This window comes from Microbacterium sp. Clip185, from assembly GCF_028743715.1.
Classification (GTDB): Bacteria; Actinomycetota; Actinomycetes; order Actinomycetales; family Microbacteriaceae; genus Microbacterium.
On the sequence record NZ_CP117996.1, the window covers coordinates 1,360,309 to 1,374,331 of the forward strand.

A 14,023-nucleotide genomic window follows, 5' to 3' on the forward strand; every position below is an offset into this window, starting at 1 on the left:
TCGGACATCGCCGGTGCCGGGTGGTGCATTCGGATCGGGTCTGCGAGTGTCGGGAACATGAGTGCGGGACTGATTGCGGCAATGTCCGGATCCGGACTGGCCGTGCTGGCGGTCGCCCTGATCGCCACTTCGATGGTCTTGCGTCGTGGTCGTATTCGAGGCGGGAGTCAGGCGAATCCTGAGTTGTCCCGTGCCCGCGCCGACATCCAGAGCCAGATCGACGCCGGTCGCGCCGGGCACCGGATGTAGCCGGAGCGCGAACAAACGGGTGACCTCGTTTCGTCTCCTCGCTGCGCTCGTCGCTCAACAAACGGTGGTGGGCTATCGGTCGTTGAGCGAGCCGGAGGCGAGTCGAAACGCGATGACCGTCCCCACCGCCTCTCCATACGCGGCTGCGCCGCGCGCGGAGCCTCTGGCGGCGTGGGCCCGATCGTCCCCACCGCCTCTCCACACGCGGCTGCGCCGCGCGCGGAGCCTCTGCGGCGTGGGCCCAATCGAACTACGCAGGCTTCGCCTGCTTTCGATTCCCGGCAGTGCCCAGAAAACGAACGAGGCGACCCGGATAAACCGGGTCGCCTCGTTCGTTCGGAGGGGATGACGGGAATCGAACCCGCGTAATCAGTTTGGAAGACTGAGGCTCTACCATTGAGCTACATCCCCGGAGCGGCATCGGCCGCAACCTCAGCAAGCATAGCTGAGTTCTCAACGTCGATTCGACGCGCGGGCAGCGTCGGCTAGACTTCTCGGGGCCGAATCCGGTGCACGTTCGCGTGCCCGCCCGCCCGGGGCGTAGCTCAGCTTGGTAGAGCGCCCGCTTTGGGAGCGGGAGGCCGCAGGTTCAAATCCTGTCGCCCCGACACGGCCCCCAAGACCCCAGACCTTCAGCCACCGTGCGTTGGCGCGGAACAGAGGAGAACAACAGGCATGGTCACTAGCACCGTCGAGAAGCTCACCCCCACCCGGGTGAAGCTCGAGATCTCGGTCTCGCCCGAGGAGCTCAAGCCCTCGATCGCTCACGCATACGAGCACATCGCTCAGGACGTCCAGATCCCCGGCTTCCGCAAGGGCAAGGTCCCGGCTCCGATCATCGACCAGCGCATCGGACGCGGCGCCGTGCTCGAGCACGCCGTCAACGAGGGCCTCGACGGGTTCTACCGCGCGGCCGTCGCCGAGCAGGGTCTGCGCGTCGTGGGCCGCCCCGAGGCGGACATCGTCGCCCTCCCCGAGGTCAGCGACTTCTCCGGCGACCTGAAGGTCACCGTCGAGGTCGACGTGCGCCCCGACTTCGAGCTGCCCGCCTACGAGGGCCTCGAGATCACGGTTGACGCCGTGGCCACGGATGAAGCGGCCATCGACGCCGAGCTCGACAACCTCCGCGCGCGCTTCGGCACGCTCGTGACCGTTGAGCGTCCCGCCGCGAAGGGCGATTTCGTCGAGCTCGACCTGGTCGCCACGATCGAGGGCAACGAGATCGATCGCGCCGAGGGCGTCTCCTACGAGGTCGGCTCGGGCGAGCTGCTCGAGGGCATCGACGAGGCCATCGAGTCCCTCACCGCCGGTGAGGACACCACCTTCCGCTCGAAGCTGGTCGGCGGCGAGCACGCCGGCGAGGAGGCCGAGGTCTCCGTCAGTGTCAAGGCCGTCAAGGAGCGCGAGCTGCCCGACGCCGACGACGACTTCGCCCAGATGGCGAGCGAGTTCGACACGATCGACGAGCTGCGCGCGAGCCTCTCCGAGCGCGTCGCCCAGCAGTCGACCTTCACCCAGGGTGCCGCTGCGCGCGACAAGCTCGTCGAGGTGCTGCTCGAGAAGGTCGACATCCCCGTGCCGCCGAAGCTGGTCGAGGACGAGGTCCACGCCCACCTCGAGGGCGAGGGTCGTCTCGAGGACGACGTGCACCGCGCCGAGGTCACCGAGGCGAGTGAGAAGCAGTTCCGCACGCAGGTGCTGCTCGACAAGATCGCCGAAGAGGCCGACGTCCAGGTGTCGCAGGACGAGCTCACCCAGTACCTCATCCAGTCGGCCGCGCAGTACGGAATGGCGCCGCAGGACTTCGTGAACGCGCTGCAGCAGGGCAACCAGCTGCCGGCCCTGATCGGTGAGGTGGCCCGCAACAAGGCCCTCGCGATCGCGCTCGGTCGCGTGAGCGTCGTCGACACCGACGGCAAGCCCGTCGACCTCACCGGCTTCATCGCGGTCGAGGACGAGCCGGCCGCCGAAGCCGACGTCGTCGAGGAGGCCGAGGAGATCGCCGACGCCGCTGCGGACGCCGAGGACGAGGCTGCTGCCGAAGAAGCCAAGCCCGCGAAGAAGGCTGCGGCCAAGAAGCCCGCCGCGAAGAAGGCACCGGCCAAGAAGGCCGACGCCGAGTAAGACGCGCCAGTACGAAGGGCGGATGCGGAAGCATCCGCCCTTCGTCGTCCCGGAGGAGAAGAACCATGACCGACTGGCAGACACGCGTCGACGCCGTATGGGACGACGAGTCGCTCAGCGACCAGGCGCGCATAGAAGAGATCGAGCGCCTGGCGGCCGAGCGGGAGGCGGGAGACGCCGTCGCCCTGTTCGAGCGCGCGGGCGCCTACGACTCCGCGGGTCGTGAGACGGAGGCCGAGCCGCTCTATCGGGCGGCGCTGGAAGCGGGACTCGACCCCGATCGGCACACGCGGGCCGTGATCCAGCTCGCGAGCACCATCCGCAACCTCGGCAAGGTCGACGAGAGCCTCGGCCTGCTGGAGAACGAGTACCGCACGGTCGAACCCGGCGGGATGAAGGATGCGGCGGCGGCCTTCTACGCACTCGCGCTGGCGTCGTCGAACCGGGAACGCGAGGGTCTCGCTATCGTGCTCGAAGCGCTGGCTCCGCACCTTCCGCGCTACCAGCGATCGGTGCGCGGATACGCCGCCGAACTCGTTCATGCGTCGGGACGTATGCCGACGGCGAACACGGGCGAGGCCTCTGAACCGCGCCGGTAGATTCGTTCTCACGATCACCGAACAGGAGTGAACATGGCCGACCCCCTTGTCGCGACAAGCGTCTTCGACAGGCTGCTGAAGGACCGCATCATCTGGCTCGGATCCGAGGTGCGGGATGAGAACGCCAACGAGATCTGCGCGAAGATCCTGCTGCTCGCCGCCGAGGACTCGCAGAAGGACATCTACCTCTACATCAACTCGCCCGGTGGGTCGATCACGGCCGGTATGGCCATCTACGACACCATGCAGTTCGTGCCCAACGACATCGTCACCGTCGGCATCGGCATGGCGGCATCGATGGGTCAGCTCCTGCTGACCGCGGGCACGAAGGGCAAGCGCTACATCACGCCGAACGCGCGCGTGCTGCTCCACCAGCCGCACGGCGGTTTCGGCGGAACCGCCAGCGACATCCAGACCCAGGCTCAGCTCATCGTGTCGATGAAGAACCGCCTGGCGGAGATCACGGCGGCGCAGACGGGCAAGTCCGTCGAGCAGATCAACGAGGACGGCGACCGTGACCGTTGGTTCACGGCCGACGAAGCGCTCGAGTACGGTTTCGTCGACCACATCCGCGAGTCCGCGACCGACGTCGTCGGCGGCGGCGGTACGGCGAACTGACGAGCGACGGCGAGAAGAGAGAACCCGAATGAACATCCCCACTTTCGGCGCCGCGGCACACACGCCGCAGGGACTGCAGATGCCGTCGAGCCGCTACGTGCTGCCGCAGTTCGAGGAGCGCACGGCCTACGGCTACAAGCGCCAGGACCCGTACAACAAGCTGTTCGAGGACCGCGTCATCTTCCTGGGTGTCCAGGTCGACGACGCCTCAGCGGATGACGTGATGGCACAGCTGCTCGTGCTCGAGTCTCAGGACCCGGACCGCGACATCATCATGTACATCAACTCGCCCGGCGGCTCGTTCACGGCCATGACGGCGATCTACGACACGATGCAGTACGTGTCGCCGCAGATCCAGACGGTCGTGCTCGGTCAGGCCGCCTCGGCCGCGGCCGTGCTGCTCGCCGCCGGCGCGCCCGGCAAGCGACTGGCGCTGCCGAACGCCCGCATCCTCATCCACCAGCCCGCGATGGGCGAGGCAGGCCACGGCCAGGCCTCGGACATCGAGATCCAGGCGGCGGAGATCCTCCGGATGCGCACCTGGCTCGAGGAGACCCTCGCGAAGCACTCGCACCGCACCAAGGAGGAGGTCAACCGCGACATCGACCGCGACAAGATCCTCTCCGCCGAGACCGCCGTCGAGTACGGCCTCGTCGACCAGGTGCTGACCACGCGCAAGCGCACGCCCGCCGCTCTCACGAGCTGACATCGTGCGACAGTCGACGCCCCGGTCCGAACGAGGACCGGGGCGTCGTGCTGTCTGCACACATCCTCATCCGCAATACGACCGTTGTCCCCGACTCCGGTTAGGCTCGATGTACCGCGCAGCTATCCGGGGGGAAGAGAGGCATCATGGCACGAATCGGTGAGAGCGCCGACCTGTTCAAGTGCTCCTTCTGCGGCAAGAGCCAGAAGCAGGTGCAGCAGCTCATCGCTGGCCCTGGTGTGTACATCTGCGACGAGTGCGTCGAGCTGTGCAACGAGATCATCGAAGAGCGCATGGCCGAGCAGACCTCCGGGGAGGTCGCCGAGTTCGATCTGCCGAAGCCGCGGGAGATCTTCTCCTTCCTTGAGGACTACGTCGTGGGGCAAGAGCAGGCCAAGCGTGCCCTGTCCGTCGCGGTCTACAACCACTACAAGCGCGTGCGTGCGCAGGGCACGATCATCTCGGCCGACCAGCGCGCCGACGAGGTCGAGATCGCCAAGAGCAACATCCTGATGCTCGGCCCGACCGGATGCGGCAAGACCTACCTCGCCCAGACGCTCGCCAAGCGCCTCAACGTGCCCTTCGCCGTCGCCGATGCCACGGCACTCACCGAAGCGGGCTATGTCGGCGAAGACGTCGAGAACATCCTTCTCAAGCTGCTGCAGGCGGCCGACTTCGACACCAAGCGTGCCGAGACGGGCATCATCTACATCGACGAGGTCGACAAGATCGCCCGCAAGGCCGAGAACCCCTCGATCACGCGCGACGTGTCGGGCGAGGGTGTGCAGCAGGCGCTGCTGAAGATCCTCGAGGGAACGGTCGCCTCGGTCCCGCCGCAGGGCGGTCGCAAGCACCCGCATCAGGAGTTCATCCAGATCGACACGACGAACGTGCTGTTCATCGTGGCCGGTGCCTTCGCGGGGCTCGAAGAGATCATCTCGGCCCGTGTCGGCAAGCACGGCGTCGGCTTCGGCGCGCCGCTGCAGCGCAAGGACGACGGGCCCGACCTCTTCAGCGAGGTGCTGCCGGAAGACCTGCACAAGTTCGGTCTGATCCCCGAGTTCATCGGCCGGCTTCCCGTCGTCGCGGCGGTCTCACCGCTCGACCGCGAGGCGCTCATGGAGATCCTGACGGAGCCGAAGAACGCGCTCGTGAAGCAGTATCAGCGCATGTTCGAACTCGACGACGTGGAGCTCGACTTCGAGCGCGACGCCCTCGAGGCGATCGCCGAGCTGGCGGTGGCCCGCAAGACCGGCGCCCGTGGGCTCCGCGCGATCCTCGAAGACGTGCTCGGCCCGATCATGTTCGAGATTCCGTCCAGCGAGGACGTCGCGAAGGTGGTCGTCACGCGCGCAGCCGTCGAGGACGGCGCTGCGCCCACGTTGGTGCTGCGTCAGAAGCGCAAGACCGCCTGACGGTCAACGTCTTGCCATTGTCCACACGCGAGCGCAAGATTCGGCTCCCGATTTATCGACGTTTGTAGGCTTTTGCTGCACACCGACGAACGGGGGAGTATGGACGTCGACTTCGGCCAGCTGGAGCTGGCGGGCCAAGTGCTGGAGCGCCAACGCGGCCACGCGGAAGCAATCGGTCAGCATCTCGAGACCTATGCGCGATTGAACGCCGGAGAGCTCGGACTGATCCTGCAGCTCTTCAAACCCATCAGCGACGGCATCGTCGACGCGGGCGTCAAGGTCACGGATCTGTCAGCTCAGGTCTTCAGAACCGGCACAGACCGGATGGCCGAGACGGTGTCGACGTACCGCAACGCCGAGCAGTCCGCTTATCAGGCTGCGGCCCAGGTGAGCAGCGCCCTGGGAATGTCCTTGGCGCCCTACGCGCCGGGTCAGGCGCCGGCTCTCGGCGCTCCGCAATCGGCTGCGTCGTCGCGATACGGCGAGCCGGACGGCAACGTGTTCAACCAGGCGTTCTGGGACGGTTATTCGGCTGCGGAATGGGTCGACGAGACCGTCGGCGACACCACGAGCCGCATTGGAGACGGACTGTCGTCATCTCGTACCGTGACGGAGGCGGTGGACGTGCGCTCCTACCTTCCCGTCCCGCGTGGCGAGGATCCCGAGATCGAGAGCATCCGCTGGAAGGCGGGGCCGATCTTCGGCGGCGTGGACTGGCTCTTCGAGCAACTCGTCGGGTACTCGCTGCTTGAGGAAGTCACGAAGCCGTTCTCAGGCGACTGGGAGCGGATGCGCGAGGCGCAGTTCGCATGGACGCACGCGGGAGACGCGATGAGCGGCATTGGCCGCAATGCGATGGCGCTTTTGCCCCCGATGGCGACGTGGACAGGGAAGGGATCGGAAGCGTTCGCCGCCGCAGCAGCAGTGGTGTCGCAGGCCCACACGGTCATCGCTGGGCCCGCGGGAACGATCTCCACATCGATCAAGGCACTGATTCTGCTGTGCAAGGAGGTTGTCGGGTGGATTCTCAAACTCCTCGACCGTCTCTCGAAGAAGCTGCTGCGTATGGCGGCCGAGGCGAGTTTCCCCGTCGCGGGTTGGATCATCGCTGCCGGAGAGGCAGGGCTGATGGTCTATGAGCTCATTCAGGACGCTCGCAAAGCGTACAAATGGATCAACATGATCTACGACCTGGTGTCGGGGATGACCTCGGGGCTGGGCGCAATCGTGGATAACGGCATGAGAATGGCAGATCTCTACGAGGGACTTGCGCGCGGAGCGGCGGCGAGGGTCTCGTGAGCGCCCCCGACTTTCCCGGCCGTTCGATGCCCTTCGATGACGTGCCGCTTCGCGGCGACTTTCGGGACATGACCGAGCAGATGATCCTGCGACTGCGCGAAGCCTTCGAGGAGGAGGCGCTCCTCGAAGAGGGGGAGGACGCTCGGATGGCGGAGGTCGACGCCGCGCGTGCCGAGCGCGCTCGGGCCGGGGAGCTGGGGCCGGAGTGGCGCGCCGTGCAGGCGCGCATCGACCTCGGGCAGACGAGCCTCGAGGCAGTCTTCTCCGGAGAGGATGAGTCACCCGCCGCGCAGCAACTCAGGGAGCTCTCCAGCCGTCGGCTGCGCGAGTTTCGGGAGCAGTGGGAAGAAGACCGACAAGATCCGGACAAGGACGTGCCTCCAACGCCGGCGGAACTCTTCGACGAGACTCTCCGCGAGTCGCAGGCGCGATTCACCGCCGCGGCGGAACGGATCCGTGATGCTCTCCTGACCGCACAGCGCCGACAGGAGGAGGAGGAGCGATGACTGATATCTCTGTCAGGCCCGAGCACGTAGAATCCACCGGCTCCGTCGTCGACGAGGGCGCGAGTGGCATCGCGCAGCAGGTCCAAGCGCTCGACAATGCCCGGAGCCAGCTCCTCGGGCAATGGACCGGAGATGCTGCGGATGCCTACGCCACCGCACAGGCCGGATGGATCCGCGACATGAGCGTCCTCGCGGAGGTGGGTCATCGCGCTGCGGAGGCAGCACGCACTGCGGCGGAGGCCTACATCGACGCCGACAATGCCGTCGGTCGTCTGTGGGGCATCTGAATGTCCGACACCGAGCCCGCGCGACCGTCCCTCGGTGACGGGGAGGTGACCTCGCGCGGTCGAGGACGTGATGCGCGGATCGGTCCGATCCGGTGGAACGGCCTGCCCGGACGTGCGGCACGATTCATCGTGACCGACAGCGACGTGGCCGCTGTACTCACGATCGCCGTCCAATGCCTTGAGAGCGAGGGCTTTGAGCGAGGTGCCGGCGAGTTCGTTGAGAAGGTGCAAGACATGCGATCCGGATGGGTCGCACAAGACCTGTACCTCGGAGACATCCGGAAGTCATGGCGGCGCGGCGCCGTGGAATGGTTCACGGAAGGAACCGGACTCGACCTCTTCGTTCCGTTCTGGCGGGGTGCGACCCCGACCCTGATCGTGGCGTGCGCCCGCGCGACCCGAGAGGGAACGGAACTCGTCATCGCTTCGCATGTCTCCGTTCGCGGCGGGGCCGACAGCAACGACGCGGCGCCGCTGCTCCGGCGCTCTTGGGACGCGCTCGAGCAGCGTTTCCGAGCGGACGGAGTGTTCGTGTCGCGGGAGAAGCTCTGGAAGATCGAGAACGACGGGTCGCCCGCATCCCAGAAGGTCGTCCGAGAACTGCTCGGCTGGCGCTGACGCCTCAGGCGTCCAAGCCGCGGCGTCGCAACAGCGGCTCGATCGCCGCATCCCGGCCACGGAAGTCGCGGTAGGCCTCGAGCGGGTCCTTCGCGCCGCCGACCCCGAGCAGTCGGCGGCGGAACCGCTCGCCCGCGGCTCGATCGAGGCCGCCGTTCTCTCCGAACCACTCGACGGCGTCGGCGTCGAGGACCTCGCTCCAGATGTAGGAGTAGTACCCCGCGCTGTAGCCGCCCGAGAAGATGTGGGCGAAGTAGGTCGTGGAGTAGCGCGGGGGCACGGCGGGCTCCGTGAGGCCGATGTCCTTCAGTGCCTGGCGTTCGAAGTCCGCGACGTCGATCTCGGCCGACGCCTCATCGACGCTCAACGAGTGCCATGCCAGGTCGAGCCAGGCTGCCGCGAGGTACTCGCTGGTTGCGAACCCCTGATCGAATGTTCCAGACGCGCTCAGCCGCTCGATCACGGCGGCCGGCAGGGGTTCGTCGGTCTCGATGTGGCGGGCATAGTTCTCGACGACGCCCGGGGCCAGCATCCACATCTCGTTGACCTGGCTGGGGAACTCGACGAAGTCCCGGAAGACCGCGGTCCCCGCGAAGTGCGGGTAGCGGGTGCGTGCGAACAGTCCGTGCAGCGCGTGGCCGAACTCGTGGAACAGCGTCGTCACCTCATCGAGGGTGAGCAGAGTCGGCTGCCCCTCGCCGGGGTCGGACACATTGAGGTTGTTCACCACGACGGGCGCTGACCCGCGCAGCTCGGATGCGGTCACGATGGAGTTCATCCACGCGCCGCCGCGCTTCGTGTCCCGCGTGTAGAGATCGAGGATGTAGAGCCCGAGACCAGCACCGTCCTGTTCGAACACCTCGAAGACGCGGGCTCCGGGGTGATAGGCCACGAGGTCCTGCCGCTCGGTGAACGTGATCCCGTACAGCGCGGTGGCGGCAGCGAAGACGCCGTCGCGCAGCACGCGTTCGGCCTCGAACCAGGGCCGCAGTCCGGCTGTGTCGATGTCCAGCTGCGTCGCACGTACCTGCTCGGTCGCAAACGCCCAGTCGTGCGCTGCGAGGTCCGCGATCCCGGACACCTGAGCGCGTTCCGCCTTCTCCGCGGCGGCATTGCGGGATGCGGGCACCGCGAGCCGCCGCAGCAACTCGGCGACGGCTTCGGGGGAGCCGGCGGTCTGATCGGCGGTGACGGCGGCCGCGTGCGTGGGGAATCCGAGCAGCGCCGCGCGCTCCGCCCGCAGACGCACGATCTCGCGGACGGCTGCCCCGTTGTCGTTGTCGCCGCCCCGTCCGCCCCTGGCGCGCGAGGCGTTCATGATGCGCTCGCGCAGGGGACGGTCGGCAAGCGACGCCAGCCACGGGTGCCCCGTGAACAGCGGCAGCGTGATCAACCAGCCGTCCAATCCGCGCTGCTCGGCGGCACGTGCTGCGGCGGAGCGTTCGCCTGCGGCGAGCCCCTCCAGCTCCCGCTCGTCGCTCACATGCACCGCGAGCTCATTCGTGTCGGCGAGAAGGTGCTTCTCGAACGTCGTGGTCAGTGTCGACAGTCGGGTGTTGATCTCGACGAGCCGCCGCTTGTCGGCAGGGGAGAGACCGGCGCCGGCAAGGGTGAGCTCGCGGTGGGTCCGGGTGAGGAGGCGAAGCGACTCCGCATCCAGATCCAGCGTGTCGCGCAGATCGTGCAGCGCACTCACCCGCGCGTAGAGCCGCTCGTCGAGCCGTATGGCGTCGCCGTGAGCGGACAGGAGGGGGGCGAGCTCCTCTTCGATGGCCTGGATGGGGGCAGTGGCGTCCGCCGACGAAACGGTGAAGAACGTCCGACTCACGCGGTCGAGCATCTCACCCGCGCGCTCGAGGGCGACGAGCGTGTTCTCGAACGTGGGCGGCGCCGTCTCGGACACGATCCGCTCGACCTCCGCGCGGTGCTGACGAAACGCCTCGTCGAACGCGGGCAAGTAGTGCTCGGGGTCGATCGCGGCGTAGTCGGGAAGCGCGTAGGGAAGGGCGGACGGGGAGAGCAGCGGGTTCACGGACGCCATCCGCTCAGACTATCGGCGCTCTCGATGAGCGCCGATAGGCGGTATCAGGCGAACTCGTCGTCGACGTCGTGGCGGACGACCGCGGTGCCGTCGGCGTTGACCGAGACGATGACGCCCGTGTCGAGCTCGGCGACGGGGCGTCCCTCCAGCCACGTCAGCGTCCAACGCGGGGTGGGCTGCGACGACCACTGCGACTCGGTGATGGCCGACTCGACGGCAGCGATCTGCTCCCGAAGCGAGGCGGGCACCGAAGCGGGCGGCTCCGTCCTGGCGCTCCAACGTGTGCCGAGCTGCATGTCAGACCTCCTGCGGGGCGAACTCGATGTCGACGACCTGAACGGCCTCGGCCTCGACGATAGCGAGCTCTGCGATGCGGCCTACGGCCTTGAGATCACCCTCGGCACTCGCTAGGGAGGAGGCGATCGCCGACGGCGCTCCGAGGGTCAGGCGCGCAATCGGGGTCTTCTGCGAAGCCTTCGCCTCGGTCTTGGCGCGCCGGATGGCGATCAGGGCGGAGCTCGCCGCAGTGAGGACGTCAGGGTCGCCGGTCCCCGGGGCGCCGTCGTTCGCGTTGAGCGGCTCGGGCCAGGGCGCGGTGTGCACCGAGCCGTCCTCGAACCACGACCAGGCCTCTTCCGTTGCGAAGGCGAGCACCGGGGCGAGCAGGCGCAGGAGCGTCGACAGAGCGGTGCGCAGCGCGAGTGCTGCCGACGCCTGCCCCACGTCGCCCTGATCGTAGGCGCGCTCTTTGACGAGCTCGAGGTAGTCGTCGCAGAAAGTCCAGAAGAACGACTCGGTGATCTCCAGCGCCCGCGCGTGGTCGTACGCCTCGAAGGCCGCCGTCGCGTCGCGTACGACGCGGTCGAGCGTGGCGAGCATCGCGGCATCCAGCGCGTGGGTGACCTGGGCGCCTTCGGGTACAGGGAACGACAGCACGAACTTCGCCGCATTGAGGACCTTGATCGCCAGTCGTCGGCCGATCTTCACCTGGGTGGGGTTCTGCGGGTCGAACGCGGCGTCCGCGCCCAGCCGGCTCGAAGCCGCCCAGTAACGCACCGCATCGGTACCGTGCTGGTCGAGGATATCGGCAGGTGTGACCACGTTGCCCTTGGACTTCGACATCTTCTTGCGGTCGGGGTCGACGATGAAGCCGCTGATGGCCGCATCCGTCCACGGCGCACGGTCGTCCTCAAGGGCGGAGCGCACCATCGTGGAGAAGAGCCAGGTGCGGATGATGTCCTGGCCCTGCGGGCGCAGGTCGAAAGGTGCGACGAGGTTCCACAGCTCCTCATCGCGCTGCCAGCCACCGGCCAGCTGAGGCGTGAGAGACGATGTCGCCCACGTGTCGAAGATGTCCTTCTCGCCCTCGAAGCCGCCCGGGACTCCGCGCTGCGACTCGTCGTAGCCGGGCGCCGTGTCGGTGGTCGGGTCGACGGGAAGGGATGCGATGTCGGCAGTGATGACGCCGCCTTCGACCCGCTCGCCATTCTCATCGAGGGGGTACCAGACGGGGATCGGAACGCCGAAGAAGCGCTGGCGACTGATGAGCCAGTCGCCGGTGAGTCCGTTGGTCCAGTTCTCGTAGCGCACGCGCATGAAGTCGGGGTGCCACTTCATCCCGGCTCCGAGGGTGAGCAGCTTCTCGCGGAAGGCCTCGTCGCGGGCGCCGTTGCGGAGGTACCACTGACGCGTCGAGACGATCTCGAGGGCGCGATCGCCCTTCTCGTAGAACTTCACCGGGTGGTTGAAGGGCTTCGAGACCTCCAGCAGCTCGCCGGAGGCTTCCAGGAGCTCGACCATCTTCTTCTTCGCGCTGAAGACCGTGAGACCTGCCAGCTCGGCGTACGCAGCCTTCGCCGCATCCGTGACGAGGGCGGCAGGCGCGTCGGGGAGGATGCGGCCGTCCTTGCCGAGGATGGTGCGGTTGGGGAGATCGAGCTCGCGCCACCAGATGATGTCGGTGACGTCTCCGAAGGTGCAGACCATCGCGATGCCCGAGCCCTTGTCCTGCTGCGCGAGCGGATGCGCGAGCACCGGAACCTCGACGCCGAAGACGGGTGTGCGCACGCTCTGGCCGAAGTACGGCTGGTAACGCTCGTCATCGGGGTTCGCCACGAGGGCTACACACGCCGCGAGCAGTTCGGGTCGCGTGGTCTCGATGTGGATGTCGCCCGAGCCGTCGGTCTTGTGGAAGGCGAGGCGGTGGTAGGACGCCTGCTGTTCGCGGTCCTCCAGCTCCGCCTGAGCGATGGCGGAGCGGAAGTCGATGTCCCAGAGTGTCGGCGCGAGCGCCTGGTACGCCTCCCCGCGCTCCAGGTTGCGCAGGAACGCCAGCTGGCTCGTGCGGATCGTGTCGTTCGAGATCGTGCGGTAGGTCTGGGTCCAGTCGACCGACAGACCGAGCTGGCGGAAGACGGCCTCGAACGCCTTCTCGTCCTCGAGTGTCAGCTCCTCGCACAGGTCGATGAAGTTGCGGCGGCTGATCGGCACCTGGTCGGCCGGCTTGAGGCTCTTCGCGTCGCCGCGGAAGGGCGGGGTGAAGTCGGGGTCGTAGGCGAGCGACGTGTCGCAGCGCACGCCGTAGTAGTTCTGCACGCGCCGCTCGGTCGGCAGCCCGTTGTCGTCCCATCCCATGGGGTAGAAGACGGTCTTGCCTCGCATGCGCTCGAAACGCACCTTCACGTCGGTGTGCGTGTAGCTGAAGACGTGACCGATGTGCAGCGAGCCGGATGCGGTCGGCGGCGGTGTGTCGACGGAGAAGACCCCGCCACGGCCGGAGGTCTTTGCGGCCTCCCTATCGAAGAGGTACGTGCCCTGGTCGGACCAGGTCTGGTCCCACTTGGCTTCGAGGCCCTCGAGTGCGGGCTTGTCGGGAATGGCCATGGGTGTCTCCTCGATATGTGCGGCACCGTGTGAGCGTGCCTGAATGTGGGGTGCGGCAAGTCTACCGGGACACCGACGTGCCGCATCCGAGGAGGGATGCGGCACGTCGGCCCACGGCGGTTCAGAGGTAGTACCAGCTGACCTCAGCCGTCATGCCGCCGTTGCCGTAGCTGACGGCCGACACGGTCATCACCGGGTTGCCCTTGCCGCCTCCGCCCACGTAGAAGCACTTGATGTAGGCGAACCCGTGCTTGGGCGGGCAGGCTCCGCCCTGGTACGGCACACGCTCGGCGTCGATCTCCATGTACTCCGCGGCGCTAAGGTGCACGCCGTCCCAGTACGAGTCGGAGCCGGCGTTGTTGCAGTCGGTGAGCCCCGCGCCCTCCTTGCTGTCGTTGTACCAGGCGCTGGCGGCGCAGTTCGCAAGGCGCTTGACCTCGGTCGCGCGCCAGGAGAAGTCGCCCTTGAGCGTGAAGTACTCGTCAGCGTGCGCTGCCGCGGCGGCGCCGCCGACGGCGAGAGAGAGCGCGGCTGCGGTGGCGAGCAGCCCGCGGGAGAGGAGACGGGAGATGCGCATGATCTTTCCTTTCCTTGCTTCGGATGAGGTCCCCCGCTCGCCGAGACTACGAAAGCCGCGTGACCGTCGTTAGACGAACGTCTATCGAATTCGAGACCGCG

13 protein-coding genes and 2 tRNA genes are annotated in these 14,023 nt (G+C 67.3%); 10 read left to right on the forward strand and 5 right to left on the reverse strand.

Going from position 1 to position 14,023, the window contains the following annotated elements:
* Positions 1-589: 589 nt before the first annotated feature.
* Positions 590-660: transfer RNA gene (locus tag PQV94_RS06510), tRNA-Gly, on the reverse strand.
* A 123-nt stretch (positions 661-783) separates the two neighbouring features.
* On the opposite strand from PQV94_RS06510, the gene PQV94_RS06515 reads away from it, so the two are divergent.
* The 10 genes from PQV94_RS06515 to PQV94_RS06560 all read left to right on the forward strand — a co-directional run bounded on the left by PQV94_RS06515 (position 784) and on the right by PQV94_RS06560 (position 8,421).
* Positions 784-857 (forward strand) — tRNA-Pro (locus PQV94_RS06515).
* Between the two features lie 67 nt (positions 858-924).
* Positions 925-2,373 (forward strand): trigger factor, encoded by a 1,449-nt coding sequence (gene tig, locus PQV94_RS06520; protein WP_274287962.1) that lies wholly within the window; start codon positions 925-927, stop codon positions 2,371-2,373.
* Between the two features lie 65 nt (positions 2,374-2,438).
* Positions 2,439-2,972: a tetratricopeptide repeat protein gene (locus tag PQV94_RS06525; protein WP_274287963.1), complete on the forward strand. Its 534-nt coding sequence runs from the start codon at positions 2,439-2,441 to the stop codon at positions 2,970-2,972.
* A 33-nt stretch (positions 2,973-3,005) separates the two neighbouring features.
* The gene (locus tag PQV94_RS06530; RefSeq protein ID WP_137416779.1) at positions 3,006-3,590 is read left to right on the forward strand and encodes an ATP-dependent Clp protease proteolytic subunit; all 585 of its coding nucleotides are present in this window, start codon (positions 3,006-3,008) and stop codon (positions 3,588-3,590) included.
* Between the two features lie 28 nt (positions 3,591-3,618).
* Complete coding sequence (locus PQV94_RS06535) at positions 3,619-4,296, forward strand: ATP-dependent Clp protease proteolytic subunit (RefSeq protein WP_137416780.1); 678 nt, start codon at positions 3,619-3,621, stop codon at positions 4,294-4,296.
* Between the two features lie 146 nt (positions 4,297-4,442).
* Entirely contained in the window at positions 4,443-5,711 is a 1,269-nt protein-coding gene (gene clpX / locus PQV94_RS06540) for an ATP-dependent Clp protease ATP-binding subunit ClpX (RefSeq protein WP_274287964.1), read from the forward strand.
* 99 nt (positions 5,712-5,810) lie between these two features.
* On the forward strand, positions 5,811-7,010 hold the full coding sequence (locus PQV94_RS06545; protein WP_274287965.1) for a hypothetical protein: 1,200 nt from the start codon (positions 5,811-5,813) through the stop codon (positions 7,008-7,010).
* Positions 7,011-7,078: 68 nt separating this feature from the next.
* On the forward strand, positions 7,079-7,516 hold the full coding sequence (locus PQV94_RS06550; protein WP_274287966.1) for a hypothetical protein: 438 nt from the start codon (positions 7,079-7,081) through the stop codon (positions 7,514-7,516).
* Positions 7,513-7,803: a WXG100 family type VII secretion target gene (locus PQV94_RS06555; protein WP_274287967.1), complete on the forward strand. Its 291-nt coding sequence runs from the start codon at positions 7,513-7,515 to the stop codon at positions 7,801-7,803. The genes PQV94_RS06550 and PQV94_RS06555 overlap by 4 nt, the downstream gene beginning before the upstream one ends.
* Positions 7,804-7,932: 129 nt before the next feature.
* Entirely contained in the window at positions 7,933-8,421 is a 489-nt protein-coding gene (locus PQV94_RS06560; protein WP_274287968.1) for a hypothetical protein, read from the forward strand.
* Positions 8,422-8,425: 4 nt separating this feature from the next.
* Here the strand turns inward: PQV94_RS06560 and PQV94_RS06565 are convergent, their stop codons facing one another.
* The 4 genes from PQV94_RS06565 to PQV94_RS06580 form a co-directional block, all read right to left on the reverse strand.
* Positions 8,426-10,462: a M3 family metallopeptidase gene (locus tag PQV94_RS06565; protein ID WP_274287969.1), complete on the reverse strand. Its 2,037-nt coding sequence runs from the start codon at positions 10,460-10,462 to the stop codon at positions 8,426-8,428.
* Positions 10,463-10,506: 44 nt separating this feature from the next.
* On the reverse strand, positions 10,507-10,758 hold the full coding sequence (locus PQV94_RS06570; protein WP_274287970.1) for a hypothetical protein: 252 nt from the start codon (positions 10,756-10,758) through the stop codon (positions 10,507-10,509).
* Between the two features lies 1 nt (position 10,759).
* Positions 10,760-13,345 (reverse strand): valine--tRNA ligase, encoded by a 2,586-nt coding sequence (valS, locus tag PQV94_RS06575; RefSeq protein ID WP_274287971.1) that lies wholly within the window; start codon positions 13,343-13,345, stop codon positions 10,760-10,762.
* Positions 13,346-13,466: 121 nt separating this feature from the next.
* Positions 13,467-13,922: a hypothetical protein gene (locus tag PQV94_RS06580; protein WP_274287972.1), complete on the reverse strand. Its 456-nt coding sequence runs from the start codon at positions 13,920-13,922 to the stop codon at positions 13,467-13,469.
* Positions 13,923-14,023: the final 101 nt, after the last annotated feature.

Coding starts and splice junctions, on each gene's coding strand:
- tig (WP_274287962.1), top strand. CDS start 925: ATGGTCACTAGCACCGTCGAGAAGCTCACCCCCACCCGGGTGAAGCTC.
- PQV94_RS06525 (WP_274287963.1), top strand. CDS start 2,439: ATGACCGACTGGCAGACACGCGTCGACGCCGTATGGGACGACGAGTCG.
- PQV94_RS06530 (WP_137416779.1), top strand. CDS start 3,006: ATGGCCGACCCCCTTGTCGCGACAAGCGTCTTCGACAGGCTGCTGAAG.
- PQV94_RS06535 (WP_137416780.1), top strand. CDS start 3,619: ATGAACATCCCCACTTTCGGCGCCGCGGCACACACGCCGCAGGGACTG.
- clpX (WP_274287964.1), top strand. CDS start 4,443: ATGGCACGAATCGGTGAGAGCGCCGACCTGTTCAAGTGCTCCTTCTGC.
- PQV94_RS06545 (WP_274287965.1), top strand. CDS start 5,811: ATGGACGTCGACTTCGGCCAGCTGGAGCTGGCGGGCCAAGTGCTGGAG.
- PQV94_RS06550 (WP_274287966.1), top strand. CDS start 7,079: ATGACCGAGCAGATGATCCTGCGACTGCGCGAAGCCTTCGAGGAGGAG.
- PQV94_RS06555 (WP_274287967.1), top strand. CDS start 7,513: ATGACTGATATCTCTGTCAGGCCCGAGCACGTAGAATCCACCGGCTCC.
- PQV94_RS06565 (WP_274287969.1), bottom strand. CDS start 10,462: ATGGCGTCCGTGAACCCGCTGCTCTCCCCGTCCGCCCTTCCCTACGCG.
- PQV94_RS06570 (WP_274287970.1), bottom strand. CDS start 10,758: ATGCAGCTCGGCACACGTTGGAGCGCCAGGACGGAGCCGCCCGCTTCG.
- valS (WP_274287971.1), bottom strand. CDS start 13,345: ATGGCCATTCCCGACAAGCCCGCACTCGAGGGCCTCGAAGCCAAGTGG.
- PQV94_RS06580 (WP_274287972.1), bottom strand. CDS start 13,922: ATGCGCATCTCCCGTCTCCTCTCCCGCGGGCTGCTCGCCACCGCAGCC.